The 25,059-nt window shown below is 70.7% G+C and carries 23 protein-coding genes; 9 read left to right on the top strand and 14 right to left on the bottom strand.

Translation table 11 applies throughout. The features are described from left to right. Nucleotides 1-28: 28 nt before the first annotated feature. Nucleotides 29-706 (bottom strand): response regulator transcription factor, encoded by a 678-nt coding sequence (locus ACZ5WC_RS17705; RefSeq protein ID WP_096627080.1) that lies wholly within the window; start codon nucleotides 704-706, stop codon nucleotides 29-31. A 490-nt stretch (nucleotides 707-1,196) separates the two neighbouring features. On the opposite strand from ACZ5WC_RS17705, the gene ACZ5WC_RS17700 reads away from it, so the two are divergent. Next, a complete protein-coding gene (locus ACZ5WC_RS17700; protein WP_468541635.1) occupies nucleotides 1,197-2,681 on the top strand; it encodes an oligopeptide:H+ symporter in 1,485 nt (494 codons plus the stop codon). 136 nt (nucleotides 2,682-2,817) lie between these two features. On the opposite strand, the gene ACZ5WC_RS17695 is transcribed toward ACZ5WC_RS17700, so the two are convergent. From ACZ5WC_RS17695 to ACZ5WC_RS17670, 6 genes are all read right to left on the bottom strand, one after another. After that, on the bottom strand, nucleotides 2,818-4,230 hold the full coding sequence (locus ACZ5WC_RS17695) for a hypothetical protein (protein ID WP_468541634.1): 1,413 nt from the start codon (nucleotides 4,228-4,230) through the stop codon (nucleotides 2,818-2,820). A 14-nt stretch (nucleotides 4,231-4,244) separates the two neighbouring features. Further along, complete coding sequence (locus tag ACZ5WC_RS17690; RefSeq protein ID WP_468541633.1) at nucleotides 4,245-5,396, bottom strand: hypothetical protein; 1,152 nt, start codon at nucleotides 5,394-5,396, stop codon at nucleotides 4,245-4,247. After that, nucleotides 5,393-6,460, bottom strand: coding sequence for a hypothetical protein (locus ACZ5WC_RS17685; RefSeq protein WP_468541632.1), 1,068 nt, complete (start codon nucleotides 6,458-6,460; stop codon nucleotides 5,393-5,395). The genes ACZ5WC_RS17690 and ACZ5WC_RS17685 overlap by 4 nt, the downstream gene beginning before the upstream one ends. Before the next feature lie 97 nt (nucleotides 6,461-6,557). Beyond that, nucleotides 6,558-7,262, bottom strand: coding sequence for a peptidase (locus ACZ5WC_RS17680; RefSeq protein WP_468541631.1), 705 nt, complete (start codon nucleotides 7,260-7,262; stop codon nucleotides 6,558-6,560). 277 nt (nucleotides 7,263-7,539) lie between these two features. Continuing rightward, nucleotides 7,540-8,031, bottom strand: coding sequence for an ATP-binding protein (locus ACZ5WC_RS17675; protein WP_468541630.1), 492 nt, complete (start codon nucleotides 8,029-8,031; stop codon nucleotides 7,540-7,542). Between the two features lie 218 nt (nucleotides 8,032-8,249). Next, nucleotides 8,250-8,618 (bottom strand): STAS domain-containing protein, encoded by a 369-nt coding sequence (locus tag ACZ5WC_RS17670; protein WP_096627027.1) that lies wholly within the window; start codon nucleotides 8,616-8,618, stop codon nucleotides 8,250-8,252. A gap of 283 nt (nucleotides 8,619-8,901) precedes the next feature. Between ACZ5WC_RS17670 and ACZ5WC_RS17665 the strand changes: the two genes are divergently transcribed. Both ACZ5WC_RS17665 and ACZ5WC_RS17660 read left to right on the top strand, forming a co-directional pair. Then, the gene (locus ACZ5WC_RS17665; RefSeq protein WP_468541629.1) at nucleotides 8,902-9,867 is read left to right on the top strand and encodes an RNA polymerase sigma factor SigF; all 966 of its coding nucleotides are present in this window, start codon (nucleotides 8,902-8,904) and stop codon (nucleotides 9,865-9,867) included. A gap of 566 nt (nucleotides 9,868-10,433) precedes the next feature. Then, a complete protein-coding gene (locus ACZ5WC_RS17660; RefSeq protein WP_468541628.1) occupies nucleotides 10,434-10,634 on the top strand; it encodes a hypothetical protein in 201 nt (66 codons plus the stop codon). Here ACZ5WC_RS17660 and hutI read toward each other — a convergent pair. From hutI to hutU, 4 genes are all read right to left on the bottom strand, one after another. After that, nucleotides 10,597-11,769, bottom strand: a complete 1,173-nt coding sequence (hutI, locus tag ACZ5WC_RS17655) for an imidazolonepropionase (protein ID WP_468541627.1) — start codon at nucleotides 11,767-11,769, stop codon at nucleotides 10,597-10,599. The two genes, ACZ5WC_RS17660 and hutI, sit on opposite strands and share 38 nt — an antisense overlap. A gap of 227 nt (nucleotides 11,770-11,996) precedes the next feature. After that, nucleotides 11,997-13,364, bottom strand: a complete 1,368-nt coding sequence (locus tag ACZ5WC_RS17650) for a formimidoylglutamate deiminase (RefSeq protein ID WP_468541626.1) — start codon at nucleotides 13,362-13,364, stop codon at nucleotides 11,997-11,999. Next, a complete protein-coding gene (locus ACZ5WC_RS17645; protein ID WP_468541625.1) occupies nucleotides 13,355-14,638 on the bottom strand; it encodes an allantoate amidohydrolase in 1,284 nt (427 codons plus the stop codon). Before ACZ5WC_RS17645 ends, ACZ5WC_RS17650 begins: the two co-directional genes overlap by 10 nt. Beyond that, complete coding sequence (gene hutU, locus ACZ5WC_RS17640; protein ID WP_468541624.1) at nucleotides 14,638-16,296, bottom strand: urocanate hydratase; 1,659 nt, start codon at nucleotides 16,294-16,296, stop codon at nucleotides 14,638-14,640. The genes ACZ5WC_RS17645 and hutU overlap by 1 nt, the downstream gene beginning before the upstream one ends. 712 nt (nucleotides 16,297-17,008) lie before the next feature. Here hutU and ACZ5WC_RS17635 point away from each other — a divergent pair. The 4 genes from ACZ5WC_RS17635 to ACZ5WC_RS17620 all read left to right on the top strand — a co-directional run bounded on the left by ACZ5WC_RS17635 (nucleotide 17,009) and on the right by ACZ5WC_RS17620 (nucleotide 19,327). Then, nucleotides 17,009-17,422 (top strand): hypothetical protein, encoded by a 414-nt coding sequence (locus ACZ5WC_RS17635; RefSeq protein ID WP_468541623.1) that lies wholly within the window; start codon nucleotides 17,009-17,011, stop codon nucleotides 17,420-17,422. A 155-nt stretch (nucleotides 17,423-17,577) separates the two neighbouring features. Then, entirely contained in the window at nucleotides 17,578-18,324 is a 747-nt protein-coding gene (locus ACZ5WC_RS17630; RefSeq protein WP_468541697.1) for a transcriptional regulator, read from the top strand. 38 nt (nucleotides 18,325-18,362) lie between these two features. Continuing rightward, nucleotides 18,363-18,836, top strand: coding sequence for a roadblock/LC7 domain-containing protein (locus ACZ5WC_RS17625; RefSeq protein ID WP_468541622.1), 474 nt, complete (start codon nucleotides 18,363-18,365; stop codon nucleotides 18,834-18,836). A gap of 116 nt (nucleotides 18,837-18,952) precedes the next feature. Beyond that, on the top strand, nucleotides 18,953-19,327 hold the full coding sequence (locus ACZ5WC_RS17620; protein ID WP_468541621.1) for a hypothetical protein: 375 nt from the start codon (nucleotides 18,953-18,955) through the stop codon (nucleotides 19,325-19,327). Nucleotides 19,328-19,351: 24 nt separating this feature from the next. Here ACZ5WC_RS17620 and ACZ5WC_RS17615 read toward each other — a convergent pair whose 3' ends face one another. Beyond that, on the bottom strand, nucleotides 19,352-19,891 hold the full coding sequence (locus ACZ5WC_RS17615; protein ID WP_468541696.1) for a hypothetical protein: 540 nt from the start codon (nucleotides 19,889-19,891) through the stop codon (nucleotides 19,352-19,354). Nucleotides 19,892-20,059: 168 nt separating this feature from the next. After that, the gene (locus ACZ5WC_RS17610; protein ID WP_468541620.1) at nucleotides 20,060-20,905 is read right to left on the bottom strand and encodes a MurR/RpiR family transcriptional regulator; all 846 of its coding nucleotides are present in this window, start codon (nucleotides 20,903-20,905) and stop codon (nucleotides 20,060-20,062) included. Between the two features lie 577 nt (nucleotides 20,906-21,482). On the opposite strand from ACZ5WC_RS17610, the gene ACZ5WC_RS17605 reads away from it, so the two are divergent. Next, on the top strand, nucleotides 21,483-23,729 hold the full coding sequence (locus ACZ5WC_RS17605; RefSeq protein WP_468541619.1) for a glycoside hydrolase domain-containing protein: 2,247 nt from the start codon (nucleotides 21,483-21,485) through the stop codon (nucleotides 23,727-23,729). 65 nt (nucleotides 23,730-23,794) lie between these two features. Here ACZ5WC_RS17605 and ACZ5WC_RS17600 read toward each other — a convergent pair whose 3' ends face one another. After that, nucleotides 23,795-24,208 (bottom strand): hypothetical protein, encoded by a 414-nt coding sequence (locus ACZ5WC_RS17600; protein WP_468541618.1) that lies wholly within the window; start codon nucleotides 24,206-24,208, stop codon nucleotides 23,795-23,797. Nucleotides 24,209-24,259: 51 nt separating this feature from the next. On the opposite strand from ACZ5WC_RS17600, the gene ACZ5WC_RS17595 reads away from it, so the two are divergent. Further along, nucleotides 24,260-24,991, top strand: coding sequence for a hypothetical protein (locus ACZ5WC_RS17595; RefSeq protein ID WP_468541617.1), 732 nt, complete (start codon nucleotides 24,260-24,262; stop codon nucleotides 24,989-24,991). The last annotated feature ends 68 nt before the right edge of the window (nucleotides 24,992-25,059 follow it).

Below are 25,059 nucleotides of genomic sequence, written 5' to 3'. Positions count from 1 at the left end.
TGGTCAAAGTGCATGGGTGCTTCGTACGTCAGCTCTTCTCGAACCGGAAGCCGACGCCCCGGACGGTGGCGATGTAGCGCGGATTGGCGGCGTCGTCGCCGAGCTTCTTGCGCAGCCAGGAGATGTGCATGTCGAGGGTCTTGGTGGAGGACCACCAGGTGGTGTCCCAGACCTCGCGCATGAGCTGGTCGCGGGTGACGACCCGGCCCGCGTCCCGGACCAGGACCCGCAGCAGGTCGAACTCCTTGGCGGTGAGCTGGAGCTCCTCCTCGCCCATCCAGGCCCGGTGCGACTCGACGTCGATCCTGACGCCGTGGGTGGCGGGCTGCGGGACGGGCTCGGAGGCCCCGCGGCGCAGCAGGGCGCGGACCCGGGCGAGCAGCTCGGCGAGGCGGAACGGCTTGGTGACGTAGTCGTCGGCGCCGGCGTCCAGGCCGACGACCGTGTCGACCTCGTCGGCGCGGGCCGTCAGCACGAGGATCGGGATGGTGTGCCCGTCGGCACGGAGTCGGCGGGCGACTTCGAGACCGTCCATCCCGGGCAGCCCCAGGTCGAGGACGACCAGGTCGATGCCGCCCTGGAGTCCGGCGTCGAGCGCGGACGGACCGTCCTGGCGGACCTCGACCTCGTAACCCTCCCGACGCAGGGCGCGGGCCAGTGGCTCCGAGATGGACGCGTCGTCCTCGGCGAGCAGTACACGGGTCATGGAGTGATGGTAGTCCGGACGGGGAGTCGGGAGTGAGGCCTGCGACGTCACCTGCGGGTCAGCTCCACAAAGAGGACAAGGACCTTGGAATATGCGAGCCTGGTTCCACTAAGACCTGTGATCCATATCTCAAGTCCTTTTATATCCTGCCGTGTCGTGTCGTATGGTGTCCCGACGCCTGTTGCACTACTCAAGGACCTTTGGGCAGCCATGAGCGCCAAGGGTCTCTTTTGTGTGCGGGACCGGTCACACCGGTCCGCTCTGAGTGAATGACCTGTGAGCCGGGCCCGGAGCGCGAAGACGCGCCCCGGGTGTGGATCCCGATGCGGTTCTTCCCCGCCTCGTCGCCGACCGCCCCGTCAGGAGCGCGGCCGCGTGGGGCGAATCCCCTCAGGCGTCGGGGATGGGGGTGACCGCACCGGTGCCGGCTGCCCCCCACCGGGCGCGTACCGCTCACGAGGCGACGCGTCCCGACCAGCAAGGATCGACCATGGCGTCCAGCCTGACGAAGGACTCGGCCAGTTCCGGCGAGAAGACCTTCTTCGGCCACCCCCGCGGCCTGGCCACTCTCTTCATGACGGAGATGTGGGAGCGCTTCAGCTATTACGGCATGAGGGCACTGCTCCCGCTCTACCTGATCGCGCCCGGCGGGCTCGACATGAACCCCGGCACGGCGACCGCGATCTACTCGGTCTACCTGTCGCTGGTGTACCTGCTCGCCCTGCCCGGCGGCTGGTTCGGCGACCGGGTCTGGGGCCCGCGCAAGACCGTCGCCGTCGCCGGCGGGGTCATCATGGCGGGGCACCTCGTCCTGGCCCTGCCCTGGGAGGGCACGTTCTTCGGCGGCCTCGGCCTCGTGGCCATCGGCTCGGGTCTGCTGAAGTCCAACATCTCGACGATGGTCGGCCACCTCTACGACGGCCCGGAGGACCCGCGCCGCGACGGTGGCTTCACCATCTTCTACATGGGCATCAACATGGGCGCCTTCGCGGCTCCCCTGGTGATCGGTACCGTCGGCGAGAACGTCAACTGGCACCTCGGCTTCGCCCTCGCCGCCCTCGGCATGGGCCTGGGTGTGCTCCAGTTCCTCATGGGTACCCGCCACCTCAACGAGCGCAGCCTCGTCGTTCCGAAGCCGCTCTCCAAGGACGAGCGCGCCTCGACGCTGCGCAAGTCGATGATCTGGCTGGGCGTCGCGGCCGTCTTCTACATCGGTACCGTCGTCACCGGCGTCTATACGCTGAACTGGCTGCTGGTCCCGATCACCGTCGCGGGTCTCGTCATTCCGGTGATGGTCCTGACGCGCATCAAGCGCGACAAGGAGCTCAGCGCCGCCGAGCAGTCGAAGATGTCCGGCTACATCTGGTTCTTCGTGGCCGCCGCGATCTTCTGGATGATCTACGACCAGGGCGGCTCGACGCTCGCGATCTTCGCCGAGTCCTCGGCGGACAACAGCGTCTTCGGCTGGGACTTCCCGGTCTCCTGGTACCAGTCGGTCAACCCCGTCCTGATCATGGCGCTCGCGCCGGTCTTCGCCGCCTTCTGGCTCGCCCTGAACCGGCGCGGCAAGGAGCCGAGCACGATCGTGAAGTTCAGCTCCGGTCTCGTCCTGATCGGCGCCTCGTTCTTCGTCTTCCTGATGCCGCTGACCATCGCGGGTGACGGCCACAAGGCCGCCGCGATGTGGATGGTCGCGATCTACTTCATCCAGACCGTCGCCGAGCTGACGCTCTCCCCGGTCGGCCTCTCCGTCACGACGAAGATGGCTCCGGCGAAGTACGCGAGCCAGATGATGGGTGTCTGGTTCCTCGCCGTCACCGCCGGCGACTGCACCACGGGCCTGCTCTCGCTGGCCGGTGTGGGGCTCAACGGCACCGGGGTCGTGGCCCTGGAAGCGACGCTCGCCGTCGTGGCCGGTATCGCGATCTTCATGTACCGCGGCAAGGTCAAGCAGCTGATGGGCGACGTCCGCTGACCGGTGGCATCCACCGATGGGCAAGTCCGCTGACAGGCGGCTTCCGCTGACAGGCAACGTCCGCTGATGGACGCCCTGCAGGACGTACGGCAAGGGCCGCCGCACCGGAACTCCCCGGTGCGGCGGCCCTTGCGCGTCAGGCCGCGCCGCGCAGCCTCCGCCACGGGGTGAACGTGAACACCGCGCCGCCCAGCAGGATCGCCGTACCGGCGACCAGGCCGAGCGCGCGCAGGGCACCGTCGTCCTCGGCGCCGGTGGCTGCCAGGCCTCCGCCGGAGTCCGTGCCGCCGGAGTCCGTGCCGCCGACGGACGCCGCGGCTCCGCCCGAGCCCGCAGTGCCGCCGCTGTCGCCCCCGCTGCCGCCGGACGCGCCGCCCGGCTGGGCGGAGGTGTCCAGCTCCAGGGAGACGGCCACGTCTTCGGGCGGGGTGCACGTGGTCGTCGTACCGGCGGCCATCACCGTCAGGACGCCGGGGCTGAGCGTGGACTTCCCGCTCGCGCCGGGCTTGTACGTGCCGGTGAGGTCGGGGATCTCGATCGGGGCGCCGGTCTTGATGACCTCCTTGTTCAGCGGCCCCTCGACCTTGACCGTGCCCGAGTCCGCCCCGCCGAGTTCGACGTCCATCGACGGTTTGACCTGGTTGGCCGGGATGTCGATCGGGCTGTCCATCACGGATTCGCTGAACTCCACGGTGAGGTCGTAGTCCCCGCCGTTCTTCTTGGCGCTGATCCGGACCGGTGAGGTGGCGTCCTTGTCGCCGATCGGGGTCTTGCACGCGTAGGCGACGGACACCTCCCTGCCGGGGAAGTCGGTCTCGCCGCCGCCCCCGCCCGTGCTCCCGCCGCTGCCGGTGCCGCCGTTGTCCGTACCGCCGTCCGTACCACCGGAGTCACCGCCGCCGGACGTGGTGCCGCCGGAGTCCGTGCCACCGGACGTCGTGCCTCCGGTGTCGGTTCCGCCGGTCGTCGTACCGCCGCTGTCCGTGCCGCCGGAGGTCGTGCCGCCCGTGGTGGAGCCGCCGCCCTCCGTGACCTTGATCGTGGCGCCCGGCTGGACCTCCTCCTTCGGGGTGCACTTGGTGTTCGTGGAGATCGGCTTGGACACGTTGATGTTGTACGCGCCCGGGGTCAGCGTGATCTCCCCGGCGGTCTCCAGCTTGAGCGTGCCCTTCATGTCGGACAGCACCATGGGGCTGTTCTTGGGAATGGGCGGGTTCTGCCGGGGGCCCTCCAGCTTCAGTTCACCGCTCGCAGCCCCGCCGAGGGTGACGGTGCCGGTCGGCTTGACGGTGTCGGCGCTCAGGTCCAGTACGTCCGGGTTCTTGGACGCGGCCTCGACCGTCTTCCAGACCACCTCGATCTCGTCGCCGACCTCTGCCTCGGCCGGCGCGGTCAGCTCCACCTTCGTGGTGCCCTGTACGGCGGGCAGTCCCGAGATCGGCGGCGGAATGCATTCCGTCGCGTAGCTGACCTCGGCGGCCTGGGCCGGACTCGCGGCCATCAGGATGCCCGCGCCGCCGAGCATCAGCGCGACTCCGGCCGCGCTCATCCTCCGTTGCGTACTCACGCTTGTCCCTTCGTCGTGGGTCGGGGTCGGTTCTCTGACGGTGCGGAATCCGGGGTGAACCACGGCAGCGCGGCCGCGGTCGAGTTCGTGCTCGCGGTCGAGTTCGTGCTCGTGCTCGTGCTCGTGCTCGTGCTCGTGGGTGGCTTCGGTTCGGTGGCTCCCCCGCGCGCTCGCGTTCGCGTCGTACGGTGCGCGTGGCGTGCCGCGGCCGTTCCGGCGGGGCGCGGGCGGACCTTGTCCACGACGGCCATGCCGATACGGAAGAGGGCGGCCGGGACGACCAGGCAGAGCAGCACCCAGAAGAGCGTGACGCCCCAGGGCCGGCCCACCCCCCACGGCTGTTCGGCCAGCACCTTGTCCCCGTACCGCAGGGAGACCTGGTAATCGCCGTGCGCGCCCGCGGACAGCTCGACCGGCAGCTTGATCTGCGCCTTGCCGCCGGGCGCGACCGTGCCGCGCCACTGGCGTTCCTCCCACTGCGGGGCGTAGACGCCGTGCGCGGTGCCGATCTCGAAGACGGGGTCCTCCACAGGGCCGGTGCCGAGATTGCCGACGGTGAAGACCAACTGCCGGGCGGGCGGCGCACCGAACCAGGTGAGCAGCGAGCTGTCGCCCTCCAGCCGGGTGCTGGCCAGCACCGCGAGTTTCCCGTCCCCGGCCTCCCTCGGCAGCTCTTCCGTCGGGTGGCCTGCCACCGTGAACACGGCGTCGACCAGGGCCTGCTCACCGGTCACCGTGGCGACGTGCACCACGCAGGGGCACGGCTTCGGCGGCTCGGCCACCGGCAGCTTCTTACTGAAGGCGCCCTTCTTGTCGGTGGTGACGGCCCGTCCGTCGGCGTTGGCGCAGGAGTTGGTGCCGCCGATCACACCCCGCTCCGGCGTGGACTGACCGCAGATCAGCAGCATCAGCAACGCGTCGGAGCGCCAGCCGCTGCCCTTGACGGTGATCTCGCCTCCCTTGCCCGCTTCCTTCTTGGAGAGGCTGACGGTGGGGTCGCCGTCGGCCGCCCGCGCGCCTGGGGCGGCCGTCAGGACGAGCAGGAGGGGCAGGAAGGAGAGAAGAGCGGCCAGGAGGAGGGGGAGGAGGGAAAGGAGAGCCGGGGGTGCGGTACGTCGGAGGGCTACGGGTCCGGACTGCTGCGTCACGATTGCGCTCCCGCCTTCGCCAGGGACCTTGTCTCGGCCGGCTGTTCCGCTTCCGCTGATGCTTCGTCTACTTCTTCCGCTTCTTCCGTTTCTGCTGCTTCTTCCGCTTCTGCTGCTTCTCTCGTGGGCTGTCGCCCGTCTTCTGCGGTGGTCCTCGGTGGTGCCCGGCGGGTTCGCCTGCGCCGGTACGCGCCGGTCCCGAGCAGCGCCAGGAGCCCGAGGGCCGACAGCCCGGCCCCGACGGCCGGGAGCACCGGGACGTACGTCGCCGAAGCCTCGCCCTCGCCCCGGGCACCGCCGTCCGCGGTGACCCTCAGCCGTACGGTGACCGCGTCCAGGGCGGGGGCGTCCGGCCAGGGTTCGGTCAGCTCCACCCGGCGGCCGGGGGCGAGCTCCAGTGGCAGGGGCCGTTCCGGGCGGTCCAGAATCGTGCCGAACACCCCATCGGCGCGCACCGCCAGCCGGGGCCTCAGCACCGCGTTGCCCCGGTTGACGAGGGCGTAGCGGATGGTCCGGCCGGACACCTCGACGTCCTCCACGGTGAGCGCCGCCAGCGTGGGGCCGCCGATCCGCACCCGTACCGGAACCCGCTTCTCCGCGCCCCCGCCGACCGCCACCGCCACCGCCTCCCCGGACGCGTCACCGGGCCCCGCGCCGGACGGCACCGCGAGGGCGAACGGCACATCGGCGCGGGTCCGGGCCGGGACGGTGACGGTGTCCTCGGCGAACCGGAGCCAGGCCCCGGCCCGGCCGTCGCCCCGCAGCCGTACGGTCAGCGGGGTGCGGGCGGAGTTGGTCACCGACAGCCGGTCCTGGAGCACCATGGCCGGGGTGCCCTCCAGGTAGACGTACGGCCGGGCGTCCCGGCCGTCGCTCCCGCCGCCCGCGGGGCGGACCGCCCAGCCCGTCCGGGCCCCGGGGCCGTCGTCGGCCGCCACCGGGGGCGCGGCGAGCGCAAACAGCAGCGCGGCGAGCGCCACCGGGAGGCCGAGCAGCGCCCGGCGAACGTACGCGTACGGGACCGGGTTCGGCGCCGAGCGGACGCGTGGAGTCGGCAGCGGCATGGACAAAGCTCCCTTGCTTCGTGGCCGAGGCTCACGGAGTCAGCGCTTCGTGGCCAAGGCTCCCGGGTTCAGCGCTTCGCGGCCGAGGCTCGCGGGTTCAGCCCGTGGAGCGCTGTCCTCGCCTGGTCAGCCAGAGCACTCCGGCCGCCCCGGTCAGCAGCACGGTGCCGCCGAGCGTGCCGAGCGCCGCCGCCGAGTCGAGGGGGCCGGTGCGGGGCAGTTCGCCGCCGCCCGAGGACCCGCCGGTCGCGCCGCCGCCCGTGGAGCCCCCGGTGGAGCCGCCCGATGAGTTGCCCGCGCCCTGGATGTCGAGTTCGAGGGAGGGGCCGGGACTGTTCTTGGGCGTACAGGTGGTGGTCGTACCGAGGGCCTTGATGGTGAGCACCCCGGCGGTGAAGGTGACCTTGCCGCTCTTCTTCGGGGTGTACGTCCCCGACAAGTCACTGATCTTGATAGGGGTGTCGGGCGGGATCGCCTCGGCGTTCGCCGGCCCGGAGACCTGGACCTTGCCCGTCTCGGCACCGCCCAGTTCGATCACGGCGCTCGGGTTCATGGCCCCCTTGCCCAGTTCGACCGGGCTGGAGGAGACGCCCTTCTGGAAGGACATGGTGAGCTTGTAGCCGTTGCCGCTGCTGACGGCCTTGATATCGATGGGCGAGACCGCCCCCTTGGGGCCGATGGGCGTCACACACTGGTAGTTGACGTCCACGACCTCGGCGTGTGCGGCGGGCGCGCCCAGCACCACCATCGAGCCTGCCAGCGCGGTCGCCAGCGCGAGAGTTGTCCGTTTCCGGTTCGGCACCTCGTGTTCCCCTCATGCCGGACGTCGCCGCGCACCACGACCCTTACGGGCGAACGTTGCTGACGACACATCAGATTGGGCGCTCAAGGTACGCCCGGGGCCTGATGGAGGGAAGACAAAGAGCGCGCCGATCCGGCACGCTCTTTTCGGTGCGGAGGGGGCGGTTCGTCGGTACGGATACGGCTCCGCCCGCCGACGCGGGATCGCGCGGTTCGTCGGTACGAGTGTGACTCCGCTCGCCGACGCGGGGTCCTGCGGTGGGTCGGCACGAGTGCGGCTACGCGGGAGCGGCGAGCTCCGCCCAGACGGTCTTGCCCGGCTTCTCCGGCGTACGCACGACGCCCCAGTCCAGGCAGAGGCGCTGCACGATGAACATGCCGTGCCCTCCGGGACGCCCGGCGCGGTGAGGCGTACGGGGAGCGGGCTGCCCGGCCCCCCGGTCGACGACCTCCACCCGCAGCACCTTGGGCGTGTGGCCGATCCGGAGCTCCTCGGGGCCCTCGGCGTGCAGGCACGCGTTGGTCACGAGCTCGGAGACGACCAGCAGGACATCCTCGGCGGCCGCCCGGCGGTCCGCGCTGGACGCCGGGAGCCAGCCCCAGTCGCACAGGGCCTGCCGGGCGAAGTCACGGGCCATGGGGACAATGCCGCTGGCCTGCCCGAGGGAGAGCGTGCGCCACTGCCGGTCCGCCGGGACGAGCGAGGCTGCGCCCGCTCCGTCCGGCTCGCGGCCGAGGTCGCCCGGCGGATGCTGCCGGGTGGTGCTCATCAGCGCTTCACCTCACCGATTCGCCATGTCGCCATGTCGCCGTTGAACAGATAATGATCAGTTACCGAGTGTGCCGGGCCCTCACCGGGCGCCGCCGGGGTGTCTCCTGCCCTGCCGCTTCGCAACAACACCCACTTCGGGCACACGATCGCGTGACACGGACGACATCGGAGGCATCGGGGCCGCCGGGGCGTCGGGCGGGTCACACGCGCGTGAGGTCAGGTGTCCAGGGCGTCGGCGAGCGTGGCGTGGACGGTGAAGACCGCCTCCGCGCCCGTGATCTCGAACACCCTCGCCACAACGGGCAGCATTCCGGCCAGATGAACCCCTCCTCCGGCCGCCTCCGCCTTGAGGCGGGCACCGAGCAGCACATTCAGCCCGGTGGAATCACAGAACTCCAGTCGCGAACAGTCGACCACCAGGCGTGATCGCCCCTGCTCGACCGCGCTCTCCAGAGGTTCGCGCAGCAGATCGGCGGTGTGGTGGTCAAGCTCACCCACCGGCGTCACGACCTCGCTGCACCCCTCGGTCCGGACCTCGACCTGAAGCCGACCCCGGTTCGCACTGCCGACCGTCCCGCGGTCCATGCCTGTCCCTCTTCGCCGTTCGTCACTTGCGCTTCACTGCCTGCGCGGCCGTATGCGGAGCTGCCGCCGACGTGCGTAAAACAGTACGCGTTCCGCTCGCCCCGCGGTAGTCGGAGACCTCAACAAACCGGACATATAGCAGTAATTGGCGCTTGTAACTGCTGGCCAGAACCGGGTAAGGGTAGAGGGACACCCAAACACGACCGGCTTTGGAGGCGCCGCTTCACCGCAGGAACACGTATGGGCATCGGCAGCCATATGCCGAGAACGATGGAGGAGAAGCATGTCACCCCGGCTCGACGAAGCGCGTACCCACAACGCGCCGTCGGCATGTCCTCAGGGACCGACCAATTCCGACTCCCCCGCCGCGAGCGCCGTACCCGGCCCGCGTGCCAGCACCACCAGCACCACCACCTCTGAGCTTTCCGGCGAGGGCTTCGACGGGCTTGAGGGGCTTCCCGAGATCCCGCCCTACGCCGAAGTGGGGGCCCTGGACGCGCGGGCCCTGTCGAAGACGCTGTTCGAGCGGCTGGAGTCCCTCGAAGAGGGCACCCACGAGTACAGCTACGTCCGCAACACCCTCGTCGAGCTCAACCTCGCGCTCGTCAAGTTCGCCGCTTCCCGGTTCCGCTCCCGCAGCGAGCCGATGGAGGACATCGTCCAGGTCGGCACCATCGGCCTGATCAAGGCGATCGACCGGTTCGAGCTGAGCCGCGGTGTGGAGTTCCCCACCTTCGCCATGCCGACGATCGTCGGCGAGATCAAGCGTTTCTTCCGCGACACCAGCTGGTCCGTACGCGTACCGCGCCGGCTCCAGGAGCTCCGGCTCGACCTGGCGAAGGCGGGCGACGAGCTGTCGCAGCAGCTGGACCGCGCGCCCACCGTGGCGGAGCTGTCCGAGCGTCTCGGCATCACCCCGGACGAGGTCGTCGAGGGCATGTCCGCGAGCAACGCCTACACCGCGAGCTCGCTGGACGCCAAGCCCGAGGAGGACGACAACGAGGGCGCGCTCGCGGACCGGATCGGCTACGAGGACCACGGCCTCGAAGGCATCGAGTACGTCGAGTCGCTGAAGCCGCTCATCGCCGCGCTTCCCTCGCGCGACCGCATGATCCTCTCGCTCCGCTTCGTCAGCAATATGACGCAGTCGGAGATCGGCGAGGAGCTGGGCATCTCGCAGATGCACGTGTCCCGGCTGCTCTCCAGGACGCTGGTCAAGCTCCGCAAGGGCCTGACCCTGGAGGAATAAGAGGCAAGGGTCTGACCCTGGAGGAATGACCGGCGTGGCCCTTCACGGGGCGCCATGCGCCGTCGAGCAGTGCGGAAGGACCCGCCCCGGATCGCCGGGAGCGGGTCCTTCCGCGTGACCGGGCGACGCGCCTGCGCCGGACCGGCTGCTCACCCGGGCTGAGTACGGCATCGAGGCGCCCGGATCCGTCCGGCTCCCAGCGTTCGATCATGAACTCGCCCCGGCCCCGGCCCCGGCCCGGGTATCGCACGGCTCCGCGTCGGCGTCTCCTCCGTCGTCCGCGTCCTCCCGGATCCCGCGCTGCCCGGGAGCGGCGAGGTGGGCCCGGTCCGGGTGGAGACGGGCACCTGCTGCTACCGGGCTGCGGGGTCTGGCCCACATCGACCGCGGCCGCCCCGACGTCAGGAACTTCGGCCTCGACTGGCGGGTGACGGCGGTCCCGGAGGGCGTCACCCGGTCCGGCCTGCACCGTACGCGCGCGGCTGGAACGCGAAGGGTGGACCTTCGTCGGCGAGAGCGTTGGGGCGACGGGCTTCCGCTTCCGCCGCCCGGGCACCGAGGACATCGTGGACGCGCACTGGTACCGGCAGACGGGAACGTACGCCGTCACCGCCTATGCGGCGTACGTCGTCACCGCCTATGCGGCCTGTGGGAAGCTCCCCGACGGCTTCGACGACCACACGTGGCCGACGGCCGCCTGGGCCCCGGTGCCGCTCCCCGGACCGCCCGTCACACCACCCTCTGGCCGCTCCGCCACACCGCGCTGACCAGCGGGACACCCGGCCGGTAGGCGAGGTGGACGTGGCTCGGGGCGTCGAGGAGGACCAGGTCGGCGCGGGCGCCGGGGGTGATGCGGCCGATGTCGGTGCGGCGCAGGGCCGCGGCCCCGCCCGCGGTGGCGGACCACAGGGCCTCGTCGGGAGTCATCCCCATGTCGCGTACGGCGAGGGCGATGCAGAACGGTACGGACGAGGTGAACGACGAGCCGGGGTTGCAGTCCGTGGAGAGCGCGACGGTGGCCCCCGCGTCCAGCAGGCGGCGGGCGTCGGGCCAGGTGGCGCGGGTGGAGAACTCCGCGCCGGGGAGCAGCGTGGCGACCGTGCGGCCCTGGCCGAGCGCATCGACGTCGGCGTCGGTGAGGTGGGTGCAGTGGTCGGCGGATGCGGCGTCGAGCTCGACGGCCAGCTGGACGCCGGGGCCGTACGACAACTGGTTGGCGTGGATGCGCGGGTGCAGCCCCTTGGCACGGCCCGCCGTGAGGATGGCGCGGGCCTGGTCGCCGTCGAACGCGCCCTGCTCGCAGAACACGTCGATCCAGCGGGCGTGCGGGGCGCAGGCCTCCAGCATCGGGCCGGTGACCAGGTCGACGTAGCCCGCGGGGTCGTCGGCGTAGTCCGGGGAGACGATGTGGGCGCCGAGGTAGGTGACCTCGGCGGTGTGGCGGCTTGCGATGCGCAGGGCGCGGGCCTCGTGCTCGACGGTGAGTCCGTAGCCGGACTTGGTCTCGAAGGTGGTCGTGCCCTGGCGCAGGGCCTCGGCGAGGTAGCGGGCGACGTTGGCGGAGAGCTCGTCGTCGGTGGCGGCGCGGGTGGCGGCGACCGTGGTGCGGATGCCGCCCGCGCGGTAGGGCTGCCCGGACATCCGGGCGTTGAACTCCTGGGTGCGGTCGCCCGCGAAGACCAGGTGGGAGTGGGAGTCGACGAAGCCGGGGATCACAGCCCGGCCCGCCGCGTCGAGGACGTTGTCAGTGGCGGGTGCTTTGCTTGATTCACCGGTCCAGACGATGCGGTCGCCCTCGATGACGACGGCCGCGTCCTGGATCAGGCCCAGGGGGGTCCCGTTGCCGAGGGAGGGGTCATTGGTGACCAGGCTGGCGATGTGGGTGACGGCGGTGCTCGTCATCTGGAGAGTGTTCTCCTTGCGTTGCGGGGAGAGCGGGGGCGGTCGTGCGGGGCGGTCGGCGGTCGGTCGTGCGGAGCAGTCGGCGGTCGGTCGTGCGGAGCGGCTGGTCGGCCGTACTGAGCAGACGGTGGTCGGCCGTACGGAGCAGACGGCCGTCGCCTTTGCTCAGCGGCCGGTGGTCGCTCTTGCTCAGCGGCCGGTGGTCGCTCTTGCTCAGCGGCCGGCGGTCAGCCGTGCAGGGCGGCCACGGCTGTCGCGAGCGCTCGGGGCACATCCTCGATCCTTGTGTGCCTGCCGTCCCGGACGATGTGCCGCCCCGCCACGACCGTGTGCCGCACATCAGCGGCGGAGGCGGCGAATACGGCGGTCTCCGCTGCCAGCCGGGGCACGGCTCCGGCCGTTCTGACGGAGTCCAGGGCGACGGTCGTCAGATCGGCCGGGGCGCCCGGTTCCAGGACGCCCGCCTCGGGGCGGCCGAGTGCGGCGTGCCCGTCGGCGGAGGCGGCCCGGAGCAGGGCGGCGGCTGTCCAGTGACCCCGGATGTGGGTGCGCAGACGCTCGTTGAGTTCCATCGCCCGCGCTTCTTCGAAGAGGTCGATCACGGCGTGGCTGTCGCTGCCCAGCGAGAGCGGCGAGCCCGCCTGCTGGAGGGCGACGGCGGGTCCGATGCCGTCGGCCAGGTCGCGTTCGGTGGTGGGGCACATGCAGGTGCCGGTGGTGGAGGAGCCGAGCAGAGCGATGTCCTCCTCCGTCAGATGCGTGTTGTGGATGCCCGTGGTGCGCGGGCCGAGGACCCCGTGGTCGGCCAGCAGCCGGGTGGGGGTGCGGCCGTGGGCGGCCCGGCAGGCGTCGTTCTCCGCGGTCTGCTCGGAGAGATGGACGTGGAGAGGGGCGTCACGTTCCTCGGCCCACTGCGCGACGGTGGCCAGCTGGTCCGCCGGGACCGCGCGGACGGAGTGGATGGCCGCGCCGATCAGAGTGTGGTCGTCGCCCTTGAGGAGGGAGGCCCGCTCGGCCCACGCCCCGGCGGTCGTGTCGGAGAAGCGCAGCTGGTGCCGGTTGGGCTGTTCGCCGAATCCGGCAGCGAGATAGGCGGTGTCCAGCAGGGTGATCCGGATGCCCGCCTCGGCGGCGGCCGCGATCAACGCCTCGCCCATGGCGTTCGGGTTGGCGTAGGGCGTGCCGCCCGGCGCGTGGTGCAGATAGTGGAATTCGCCGACGGAGGTGATGCCGGCCAGGGCCATTTCGGCGTACGTGGCGCGGGCCAGGTCGAAGTAGGTGTCCGGGGTGAGCCGGGAGGCCGTCCGGTACATGAGCTCCCGCCAGGTCCAGAAGGTGCCCGAGCCCACCTGGACGGTGGCGCGCAGGGCCCGGTGGAAGGCGTGGGAGTGGGCGTTGGCGAGGCCGGGGAGGGTCAGACCGCGCAGCACGGTCGCGCCGGGCGGCGGTGTCCCGTCCCCGGTCCTGATCCCGGCGATGCGGCCGCCCGCGACGTCCAGGGTGACGCCCGGCTCGACCTGGTTGCCGAGCCAGGCGTGGTCCATCCAGTACGTCGCGGTGACGGGTGCGCCCCCGGCCCGATTCGTCAGCTGCACGCGAGACCTTCCAGTACGTCGGCGAGCGCCTCCACCCCGGCTGTGCAGTCGTCCTCGGCTGCGTGCTCGGCAGGTGAGTGCGAGATTCCGGTGGGGTTGCGCACGAAGAGCATGGCGGTGGGCACCGAAGCGGACAAAATACCCGCGTCGTGGCCCGCGCCGGTGCCGAGGACGGGCACGGGCCGGCCCGTGTCGCCGGTGCCCTCCAGGATCTTGCCCAGTTCGTCGCGCAGGGCGTGCTCGAACTCGACCACGGGCGTGAAGGACTCCCGTACGACGTCGAGATCGATCCCGGCCCGCTCGGCGTGCTCCCGGGCGGCGCGCTCGATGCCGGTGACGACGGCGTCCAGGGTGACCTGGTCGGCGGCGCGGGAGTCGAGCCAGCCGCGTACGAGGGAGGGGATGGCGTTGACGCCGTTGGGCTCGACCGCGATCTTGCCGAAGGTGGCGAGCGCGCCGGTCAGTTCGGCCTCGCGGCGGGCGGCGAGCACGGTCTCGGCGTACGTGAGCATCGGGTCACGGCGGTCGGCGAGGCGGGTGGTGCCCGCGTGGTTCGCCTCGCCCCGGAAGTCGAACCGCCAGCGGCCGTGCGGCCAGATGGCCGAGGCGATGCCGACGGGGTCGCCGGTGAGGTCGAGGGCCCGGCCCTGCTCGACGTGGAGTTCGACGAACGCGCCGATCCGGGCGAGCCGTTCCGGGTCGGGGCCGATGGCCTCGGGGTCGTATCCGGCGCTCTCCATGGCGGCGGGCAGGGTGGTCCCGTCCGCGTCGCGGAGACGGCGGGCGTCGGCGACGGTGAGCTGCCCGGCGGCGAGCCGGGACCCGACGCAGGCCAGACCGAAGCGGGCGCCCTCCTCGTCACCGAAGTTGGTGATGGCCAGCGGCCGGGTGAACTCCACTCCCCTGCGGTGGAGTTCATCGAGTGCGGCGAAGGAGGAGACCACGCCGAGCGGTCCGTCGAAGGCCCCGCCGTCCGGGACGGAGTCCAGGTGGGAGCCGGTGACGACGGCGTCCCCGGCCAGGGGGTCGCCGAGCCAGGCCCACTGGTTGCCGTTGCGGTCGGTCTCGTGGACGAGCCCGCGCGCCTCGGCCTGCGCACGGAACCAGGCCCGGCAGTCGAGGTCCGCCGCCGACCAGGCGTAACGCCGGTAGCCGCCGCTGTCGGGGTGGCGCCCGACGGGAGCCAGCTCGCGCCACATCGAGAGGAAGGAGTCACCCGCGCTCCACTGCTGCGACCCCGACTCGGGTGGGGTGGCGGATGCGCCCGCGGGCATCAGTTGCCCTCCGCCATCGGTACGCGAACGCCCTTGTCCGTGGCGACGGACTCCGCGATGTCGTAGCCCGCGTCGACGTGGCGGATGACTCCCATGCCGGGGTCGTTCGTCAGGACGCGGCGGATCTTCTCGCCCGCGAGCTTCGTGCCGTCGGCGACGGAGACCTGGCCCGCGTGGATGGAGCGGCCCATGCCGACGCCGCCGCCGTGGTGGAGGGAGACCCAGGAGGCGCCGGAGGCCACGTTGACCATGGCATTGAGCAGCGGCCAGTCGGCGATGGCGTCGGAGCCGTCGAGCATGGCCTCGGTCTCGCGGTACGGGGAGGCGACCGAGCCGCAGTCCAGGTGGTCGCGGCCGATGGCCAGCGGGGCGGCCAGTTCGCCGCTCGCGACCATGTCGTTGAAGCGCTCGCCGGCCTTGTCGCGCTCGCCGTAGCCGAGCCAGCAGATGCGGGCGGGCAGGCCCTGGAAGTGGACGCGCTCGCCGGCCATCTTGATCCAGCGGTGCAGGGACTCGTTCTCCGGGAAGAGCTCCAGCATCGCCTTGTCGGTCTTGTGGATGTCGGACGTCTCGCCGGACAGGGCGGCCCAGCGGAAGGGGCCCTTGCCCTCGCAGAAGAGGGGGCGGATGTAGGCGGGGACGAAGCCGGGGAAGTCGAAGGCACGGTCGTACCCGGCGAGCTGGGCCTCGCCGCGGATGGAGTTGCCGTAGTCGAAGACCTCGGCCCCGGCGTCCATGAAGCCGACCATGGCCTCGACGTGGCGGGCCATCGACTCGCGGGCACGCTGGGTGAAGTCGGCGGGCTTCTCGGCGGCGAGGTCGGCCATGTCGTCGAAGTCGACGCCGAGCGGGAGGTAGGCCAGCGGGTCGTGGGCGCTGGTCTGGTCGGTGACGATGTCGATGGGCGCGCCCTCGGCGAGCATCCGGGGCAGCAGCTCCGCCGCGTTGCCGAGGAGGCCGATGGAGAGCGGGCGACGGGCGTCGCGGGCCTCGACGGCGAGCTGGAGGGCGTGCTCCAGGCTGTCGGCCTTGACGTCCAGGTAGCGGTGGTCGATCCGGCGCTCGATGGCGCGCGGGTCGCAGTCGATACAGATCGCGACGCCGTCGTTCATGGTGACGGCGAGCGGCTGGGCGCCGCCCATGCCGCCGAGTCCGGCCGTCAGCGTGATGGTCCCCGCGAGCGTGCCGCCGAACTTCTTCGCGGCGACGGCGGCGAAGGTCTCGTAGGTGCCCTGGAGGATGCCCTGGGTGCCGATGTAGATCCAGGACCCGGCGGTCATCTGGCCGTACATGGTGAGCCCGAGGGCCTCCAGACGGCGGAACTCCTCCCAGTTGGCCCAGTCGCCGACCAGGTTGGAGTTGGCGATGAGGACGCGGGGCGCCCACTCGTGGGTCTGCATGACGCCGACGGGTCGCCCGGACTGGACGAGCATCGTCTCGTCCTGCTTGAGGGTCTCCAGCGTGCGGACCATCGCGTCGAACGAGCGCCAGTCGCGTGCCGCCTTGCCCGTGCCGCCGTAGACGACGAGCTTGTCGGGGTGCTCGGCGACCTCGGGGTCCAGGTTGTTCTGCAGCATGCGCAGGGCGGCTTCCTGCTGCCATCCCAGGGCGCTGAGAGCGCTGCCGCGCGGCGCTCGTACGGGGCGGGGTCCTGACATGGCGGTGCCTCCTCGCGACGGTGAATATCTATTCACATCCTGATGCCCTGAATAGTCGTAGTCAACAGGTGCGGTTCGCGCCGCGATCGGGAAGGCGTGTTCCCTACCCACCCGGCGGCGGGACCGGAGGCACCGGTGAGCACTGCCGACACGCCCCCGCAACCGCCCCGGCCGCCCGAGGGCGAGGGCGGATCGCCGCCGCCCGAACGCACTCTCGCCCCCAAGCCGCCGGCGCTCTCAAGTTCACCGCCGCGGCGACGCCGCCCCTGCGCGCGATCCTGCTCCTCGTTCTCCTGACCCTCGCCACGATCAACCAGCACGGGGGCTCGGAGGCGGTCACAAGGCGGGCGGCGATTTTCCGCCGAAACTCTCGCACCGATCACCCTGTCCGCCGTCGCCGACTCGGCCCTGATCACCATCACGACGGGCTCGCGACTCTGCTGCGGCACGGCCGACGAACGCATCCTGGCGCCCGCCCTGCGCAAGGTGCCGGTGCCCGCCGCCGCACCCCCTGGGCCGGGATCGCCTTCGTCTCCGTCCTGACGATCAGCCTGGCCTTCCGCATCCTCCGCCCCGACCGCCGCATTCAAGCCGCTCCTCTACACCCCAGAACGCATGTACCAAGGGAAAATGCCAGAACTCCCACCCGCCGTGAGCACAATGCGTAGCCTCTGCGTTACAGCCGTACGCCAGGTCGGGAGGGGAAATCCGCGTGCCCGGAATCGACGAGTGCCTGCTCGAAGTCATGAGGCTGCCCGGTGCCCGGGGCGCCTCGGTGGTCGACTGGACGAGCGGTCTCGCCCTCGGCACCATCGGGGAATCCCCCAACGGCGACCACGAGGCGACGGCGGCCGAGACGGCGGAAGTCGCCCGGATGACCGCCGAACAGCCCGCCTTCGCCCGCCTGGCGACCGGAGGCGACGCCGAACGCCCCGGTGAAGCACCGAGCACCCCCGTCGAGGACGTCATCGTCACCACCCACGACGGGTACCACATGCTCCGTTTCGTCGAGACGGCTTTCGACAGCAGCGTCTTCCTTCACCTGTGGCTGGACCGCTCCGAGGGCAACCTCGCCTTCGCCCGGCTGCGCCTGGGCGAGCTGGCCGAACGGCTGGTACTGGCATGAGCGCGATAGCGGCCGCCCCCGGCGCACAACCTGGCGCGCACCCCGGCGCAGAGCCGGGTGCTCGCTCCGGGGCCTCCTCCGGCGATCGCTCCGGCGCGCAGTCGGAGGCATCGGCCCCGGACCGGCTCCCGGACCGGCTCCCGGTCCTCTCCCCGATGCTCCAGCGCCTCGCCGCCGAGCGTGCCACCGGCGCCCTGATGCGCGACCGCGGCACGCTCTATCTGGCCGACGGCCAGGTGGTGCACGCCGAGAGCCCGGCCACCCCCGGCATCGATGTGCTGCTCACCACCGGCGGAACGCTGCGGCACGAGGGCTGGTGGGACGCCGTGGCCCAGGCGGGGGCGGGGCGGCGGGTCGGCCGCTATCTGGTGGACAACGGTCATGTGCCGGGCGGCGCGCTGGAGCTGTGCCATCTGGGCGCGCTGTACGACGCCGCGTACTTCGCGCTCGCCCCGACCGGTACGCCCGCCCGGTTCCGTTACGGGGTCTCGCACTGGATCGGCCCGGTGCGGCCGGTCCCGGTGGCCGCCGTGGAGCGCGAGACGCTGCGCAGACGGGAGTTCCTGGACCGGATCTGGCCGGACGCCGCCTGCGACAGCGCACCACTGGTCCGGACGGCGGCTCATTTTGCCGATGCCCCGGTCCCGGCCCGGCAGCGCCGCGTCCTGGAGCTGGCCGACGGGGTGCGCACCGCCTCGGACATCGCCCGGGCGCTGGGCCGTTCGGCGTTCCACATCCTGGTCGACCTGCGCCGGCTCGCTGCGGCCGGTCTGGTGGCGGCGGTCCGCTCGCAGCCGCCGCCCGGTGCCGCCGCACCCGGCCGGATCACGCTCCCCGAGGTGACGGCCGACCCCGATATCGCCCTGCTGCGCCGACTCCGAGACGCATTGGAGGCCCTGTGATACGCGCGCTCAGACAGCGTGCCGGGAGGAGACAGCTGATGGTGCCCGAGGCCGAAGTGCGGGATGTCCTCGACGAACTCCAGCGGTTACGGGCCCGGGTCCCCCTGCTCTCCGGGGCGCTGGCCGCCTCGACCGACGGGCTCGTCCTGGCCCACGACACCCCGGGCGTCGAGGCGGAGGGCGTCGCCGCCCTCACCGCCGCCGCCCTCGGCGTCTCCATCCGGATGACCGACGCCACCGGCCGGGGCGGCTTCCGGGAGCTGCTGGTCCGCGGCGGCAGCGGCTACATCGCGACCTACGCCGCGGGCTCCTCCGCCGTCCTGACCCTGCTGGCCGAGGACCGCATCAACGTCGGCCGCCTCCACCTGGAGGGCCGCCGCGCGGGCGCCCGCATCGGCGAACTCGTCGACTCCGCCCTGGAACGCGCTGAGCGCCCCGCCCCCGCATCCCGTACCACCCCGCCCCGCCCGGCCGGCGCCCCGAACAGCGCCCTGCCGCAGCGCCCCACATAGCCCCCACTCGTAGCACCAAGACCACCGGGACTCACGCCATCACGCGGAAACCCACGCCACTCACACAGAAAAGGACCCGGTCACCGCGACCGGCCACGGAAAGGAAACGAGCCTCCATGGCGAACACCGAAGCGTCACTGAAGGAAGCGATGAGCTCGATCGAGGGCACCACGGGTGTCGCCCTCGTCGACTACACGAGCGGGATGGCCCTGGGCACGCTCGGCGGCGGCAAGGACTTCAATCTGGAGGTCGCCGCCGCGGGCAACACCGACGTGGTCCGCGCCAAGCTCCGCACCATGGAGCACCTGGGCATCAAGGACGAGATCGAGGACATCCTCATCACGCTGGGCACCCAGTACCACCTGATCCGGCTGCTCAAGACCCGGGGCAGCAACGGCCTCTTCCTCTACCTGGTGCTGGACTCCGGCCGCGCCAACCTGGCGATGGCCCGTCACCAGCTGAAGAAGATCGAGGCGGACCTGGAGGTCTGACCTCGGTCCGCCAGCGGGTCCGAGTCACCGGCGGCGACGCCGCGCCCCGCCCGGCGCGGCGTCCCCCGCCTCCGGGCCCGTCGTCCGGTGCGCCCTGACCCGCTTGCCGACCGGGCTGCCGTGCCCGGCCCAGTCGGTGCGCACCCAGTACAGGACGTCCTCGCCGCGTTCCCGCTGCCCGATCCGTACGGCCTTCAGCCAGAGGCCCGCGCCCGCGCCCGCGAGCAGCAGTCCGCCGGCCCCCGGCAGCGCGAACGAGGACGCCACCGCCGCGACGAACGCGGCAAGCAGCCACCACCGGCGCCCGCGCCGCCAGGCCCGTACGGTCACAGCCCGGTCCTGGAGGAAGTCGCCGCGCCCGGCCCGGGAGGCACCCCGCGCCAGTTCCGCGTACCGCCCGCCGCGCGCCACGACCACCACGGCCGCGGTGATCAGGAAGAGCGCGGCCCCGGCCAGCAGCCCGATCCGGCGCCCGGTCAGCCCTGGTACGAACGCTCCCGCCGCCGCGGCCACCAGACCCGACCACCACAGCGGCGCCGCCCCGGCCCGTACGGCCACGGCCACTCTCGCCAGCGACTGTCCTCCGCGCGCCACCTGCGTACCCCTCTCGCTCCCTGCCTGCCGGACGGCCCTGTGCCGGTCGTTCCGGGCGCGGAGGTTAGCGGCCGTACATGAGGAATGCCTGAGAAAGGAAGGCCTGGGCATCGGCGCAGGGGCCCGTCGCGGGGCCGCTCACTCCACGAACAGGCCGCGGGCCGCCGCCCGTACGTCGAACTCCTCAAGCCGCGCCTGGGCCTCGGGGAGTTCGTCGCAGATCGCCTCCAGCAGCACCCGCCCCAGCAGCATCGGGGCGCAGACGGTGTCGAAGGAGAGCCCGGAGCCGATGGCCGCCGGAAGCAGCAGATCGCTGTGCTTGGCGACGGGCGCGAAGGCCGAATCGGCAACCGTCACGACGGCCAGCCCCTGGTCCTTGGCGTACGCCAGCGCGTCCACGCTCTCCTTGGGGTGGCGAGGCAGCGCGAAGCACATCAGGGCGGTTGCCCCGGCCCGCCGGGCGGAGTCGATCCGGTCGAGCAGCATGCTGCCGCCCTCGTCGAGCACCCGGACGTCGGGGTGCACCTTGGCGGCGAAGTACCCGAACCCGCGGGCCTGTGAGGAGGCGGCGCGCAGCCCCAGCACCGGCAGCGGCCGCGACCCTGCCAGCAGTCGGCCCGCCCGCTCGACGGGGGCGGGGTCGGCGAGCAGGTCGGACAAGTGCTGGAGGTTCTCGATCTCGGCGCGGACGGCCTGCTGGTACTCGTTGTACGTGTCTCCCGCGTCCTCCGGCTCCGCGTCGGCGGGGGCGACCTCGCGCAGGTGCCTGCGCAGCGCCGGGTAGCCGTCGAAGCCGAGCGCGACGGCGAAGCGGGTGACGGAGGGCTGGCTGACCCCCGCCAGCTCGGCCAGTTCGACGCTGGACAGGAACGGCGCGTCGGCGGCCCGGCGGACCATGCAGTGCGCGATGCGCCGCTGGGTGGGCGTGAGCCGGTGGCCCTCGAAGAGCCGCTGCAACCGTGCGGCGGGGCTGCTCCCGCTCATGGTGTCCCCTTGCTGAGTCCATCGCGCCACGACCGGCGCCGACTGTTCTATTCAGCCAGGAACGTCGCTGTATGTCCATATGCAGGGGCGGAGCGGGTCGGGAGCGGAACAGGGCGAGCAGGGAGGGGTTGGATGCGTGGGCGGTGCCGACGGATACCAGGGAGCCCGTCGCGATCCACGCCAGGCGCCCCCGACGATACGAGGCATTCCGTCTGTCACCGACGGACAAGGAACCCCGTTCACAGCACATACACCGGCGGAAAAGAACTAAGAATACCCCCCGGGTTGCCAGCCAGTTTGCGCCAATAACATGGCGGGAACATCACCTCCGGCCACTGATTGATCCAACTACGCTGGCAGCGTCAACCGGACGGAAAATATTTCAGAGAACGCCGAAAACATGAGGCCCGCGAGCGCAATCCGCTCGCGAATAGGCTGGAACATTCGCGACGGTGGCCCCGACTCCGCTCCGCACATGAAATTTTCGCTGCACCCGAACCGGCTGAGCAAGCCGTGGCGTGTCGATGAGGGAACCTTTTCCTGCTGGAACCTGCTCCACTTACGCACAAGGAATCAAATGACCGACGAAATGGTGCTTCGCGCCCAGAGATTCATCAATACCACCTACGGGAACGGGTCAACTCTCGGCATAGCCAAGCTTGAGGAGAATGGCCGTACTGGCTGGACTGTCATGTACGCCCTCACCCGCGCCTTGCAGTACGAGATGGGCATCAGCGCCCTGTCGAACAACTTCGGCCCCGGCACCCTGTCAGCACTTCGGGAGAAATACGGAAAACTCGACGAGACGACGATCCCGTCGGCAAAGTTCTGCCGGATCATCCAATCCGCCCTCTACTGCAAAGGTTACGACGGCGGTGACATCGACGGAATATACAGCTCCCGGGTCAAAGCTGCGGTAACGAAGCTGAACAGCGACATGGGCATCGGTGTCACCTATCCCGGCAGTGCTCTGTGGCCGAAGGCGGTCAAGGGCCTGTTCAATATGGACGCCTACGTCACCGTCAATGACGGCTCGGCCACCGTTCGTTCCATCCAGCAGTGGCTGAACGGCCGATACATCCAACGCAAGGACTTCTACGTCATCCCTTGTGACGGTCAGCACTCCCGCGACGTCGCCAGGTCGATGCTCCTGGCGATCCAGTACGAACTGGGCATGGCCGACGGCGTCGCGAACGGCGCGTTCGGTCCCGGAACCCGAGCCGGCTTGAAAAGTCACACTGTGTCGACCGGGTCCTCCGGCGTGTGGGTGCGGCTGTTCACAGCCGCCATGGTGCTCAACGAGCGTCCGGTGTCCTTCTCCAGCTCGTTCACCTCCGCGCTGGCCAGTGACGTCAGCGCCTTCCAGACGTTCCTGCGGATCGCCGCCAACGGGCGGGGCGACTACCCGACATGGGCCTCCCTCCTGGTCTCCTACGGGGATCAGACCCGTCAGGGCGAGTCGTGCGACGGCATCACGAAGATCACGCCTGCCCGCGCGCAGACTCTGAAGGCAGCCGGATACAAGTACGTCGGCCGTTACCTGTACAACCCCTCGACGACGTCCCTCCCCGAGAAGGAAATTCAGCCGGGGGAGCTCGCGACCATCAAGGAGTTCGGGCTCCGCTGCTTCCCGATCTACCAGACGTGGGCGCGCTCGGTCGACTACTACAGCGTCGCGCAGGGCGTCACGGACTGTCTGACCGCAGCGTTCAAGGCCGAGGAACATGGGTTCAAACCCGGGGCGCGTATCTACTTCGCCGTCGACTACGACGCGGTGGACGAAGACGTGACGGCGTACATTCTGCCGTACTTCCGGAGCGTCAAGGAGCAGATGGACAGGCTGGGCAGCCCGTACAAGATCGGGGTCTACGGTCCGCGCAACGCATGCTCCCGTATCTCCGGAAAGGGGTACGCGGACGCCAGCTTCGTATCGGACATGTCCTCCGGATTCTCCGGCAACCTCGGCTATGCCATGCCCGAGAACTGGGCCTTCGACCAGATCGTGACCAAGACAATCGGTTCGGGCGACGGCCTGATCGAGATCGACAACAACATCGCCTCGGGCCGGGACACCGGCCAGGGCGACTTCTACCCGCCTCCCTCCCAGAAGCTGGACACCGGATTCGACCTGGATTCCTGGTCGGCCCTGTTGAAGGAGGTGGAGGAATACATGCAGTCGATCGGCAGGCCAGACGGCACTGAGCGCCTGTACACCCTCCGGGAGTGCCTTGAAAGGATCATGGCGCATGACGCCGCGATCACCTCGGCGTCCCGTAGCCACCGCATGCGCAAGGCCCTTGTCCAGACGTCGGCCTTCTGGGAGCTCTGCCACTACAGCTACAAGGACGTGACGGAAGACGCAGGTGTCGTGCTCCACCACACCGGTGTCCTACCGGACTGGGGCAAGGACCTGCCCGGGGTCACCAGGATGGTCGACAGCAGCACGGGAGTCGCCAGGATCTCGGGCCGCACGTGCATCCTGTCGCGCAACAACTCGATCCGTGCGGGGCTTCTGGACGGCCAGATCCTGGATTCCGCCGCGGACAGCGATCGTTGGGCCATGTGGCAGAAGGTCAATCAGGACGAGGTGTTCAACCTGACCACCGTGCCGCACCTTCACATGTGGGCAGCCGATGGGAAGAAGGGCGACGTCGAGGAGGAGGCCCCGGTCCGCCGCCCCTCCCTCGACTACACCGAAGCGGAGACCTTCGAGGTCCTCCGCCGGTACCCGGGCAGGGGCACGGAAACCGAGGCACACGCGCGGCAGAGGATGCCGCTGTACGCCATCTTCGAGAAGTACAACCGCATCGTTCGTGAAGCCTGACAGACCATGGTCATCGCCTCCGCCCCCTGGCGAGGACACGACCCCGGAACCCTGATGGCCGTCCTCTACGTGGGAATCGCAACGCTCGCGAGCATCACGGTCCACCTGTGCTCACGGCTCGCGCCGCGGACCGTCCGCGCTGCACGCCTGTCCGTGCCGGGCGGGACGCGGCGCCGGCAGCGATCGCTGCGGGAATCGACCTCTACCTGTGGGGACTTCTCCACGTCCTTCTGCGGGGACTCCTCCACGCCCTTTTCCTTGAGGACCAGAAGCAGGCCCAGGAGTGCGGGCGGCAACGTCCCGAAGGGGTGCCGTCCCTCGTCGGCCGCAGAGGGGACTTCCTCCCACTGCGGCTCGTCCGCGAGGCATCGAACGGTCGCGACCACCCCGTCCTCATCCCCGAATACATCAACCCGATCGTCGTCGTCCTGACACTGCCGGCGCTTCTCGGCGCCGTCGCCTCCGTCGTTCTCCACCACATGCAACGCACTGCGTCGCGGAAGAAAGGCTGACTGTTGAGCCTCACCGACATGTCCCGCAGAACCGCTCTCATCACCGCGGCGGGCGTCGCCGCCGTCGGCATCACCTCCTCCACCCTCCTCGCGACACCGGCTGCGGCCGCGCCGCGGCCCCTCAGGAACGACGAGCTCAAAGCAGCCTTGCGCCGGGTGGAAGCGCGGCGCCGCCGCATCCTGACCGACCGGGCGTCCGCCAACGGGTGGGAGATGGAGAAGGCCACCGACGACGAGGGCGACATCGCCACACGTCACGTGGAGGGCACCCCGCTGAGCGTCCCGGTTCGCACGGGAGACGTCGAATCGGTCCTGGCCCATGTGATCCGCCGATTCCACTACGAGGTCGAGGCTCTGGGGCTGCGCGGCGAACCGAACCCGCTCGCGGGGTGGACGGCCCCGTCGTCGATACGCGACAGCCGGCTCCCCGAGTCGAACCGGGCCTCGGGAACTGCCGTCGTCGTCCGCCCGGACTCCTACCCGCCCGGAGTACGGGGCGGTTTCACCTCCCGACAGGAGCTGACGATCCGCGACATCCTCGCCGACGCCGAGGGCGTCGTCCGCTGGGGTGGCGACGATCGCCACCCGTACGAGGGGCTGTTCTACCTGAACGTACCTCCGGGGGATGCTCGTCTGGCCGGGGTCGCTGCCAAGGTCCGCGCCTGGCGCGAGGTACCGGGTGCGGGCGCCGGACTCGTACCCGACGTGACGGCACCTTCCCGGCGCCGACGGGCCTCCCAGTTCCGCTGACCGCCCCTCGCTTGTCCTCCATGCCCCTCCAGGGGCCATGCACCCTCTGGAGGGGGGATAGCCCCACA

Source organism: Streptomyces sp. NPDC033165 (assembly GCF_055577965.1).
Note: the sequence above shows the minus strand (reverse complement) of the source record. Positions and strands in the feature narration are given on the sequence as shown.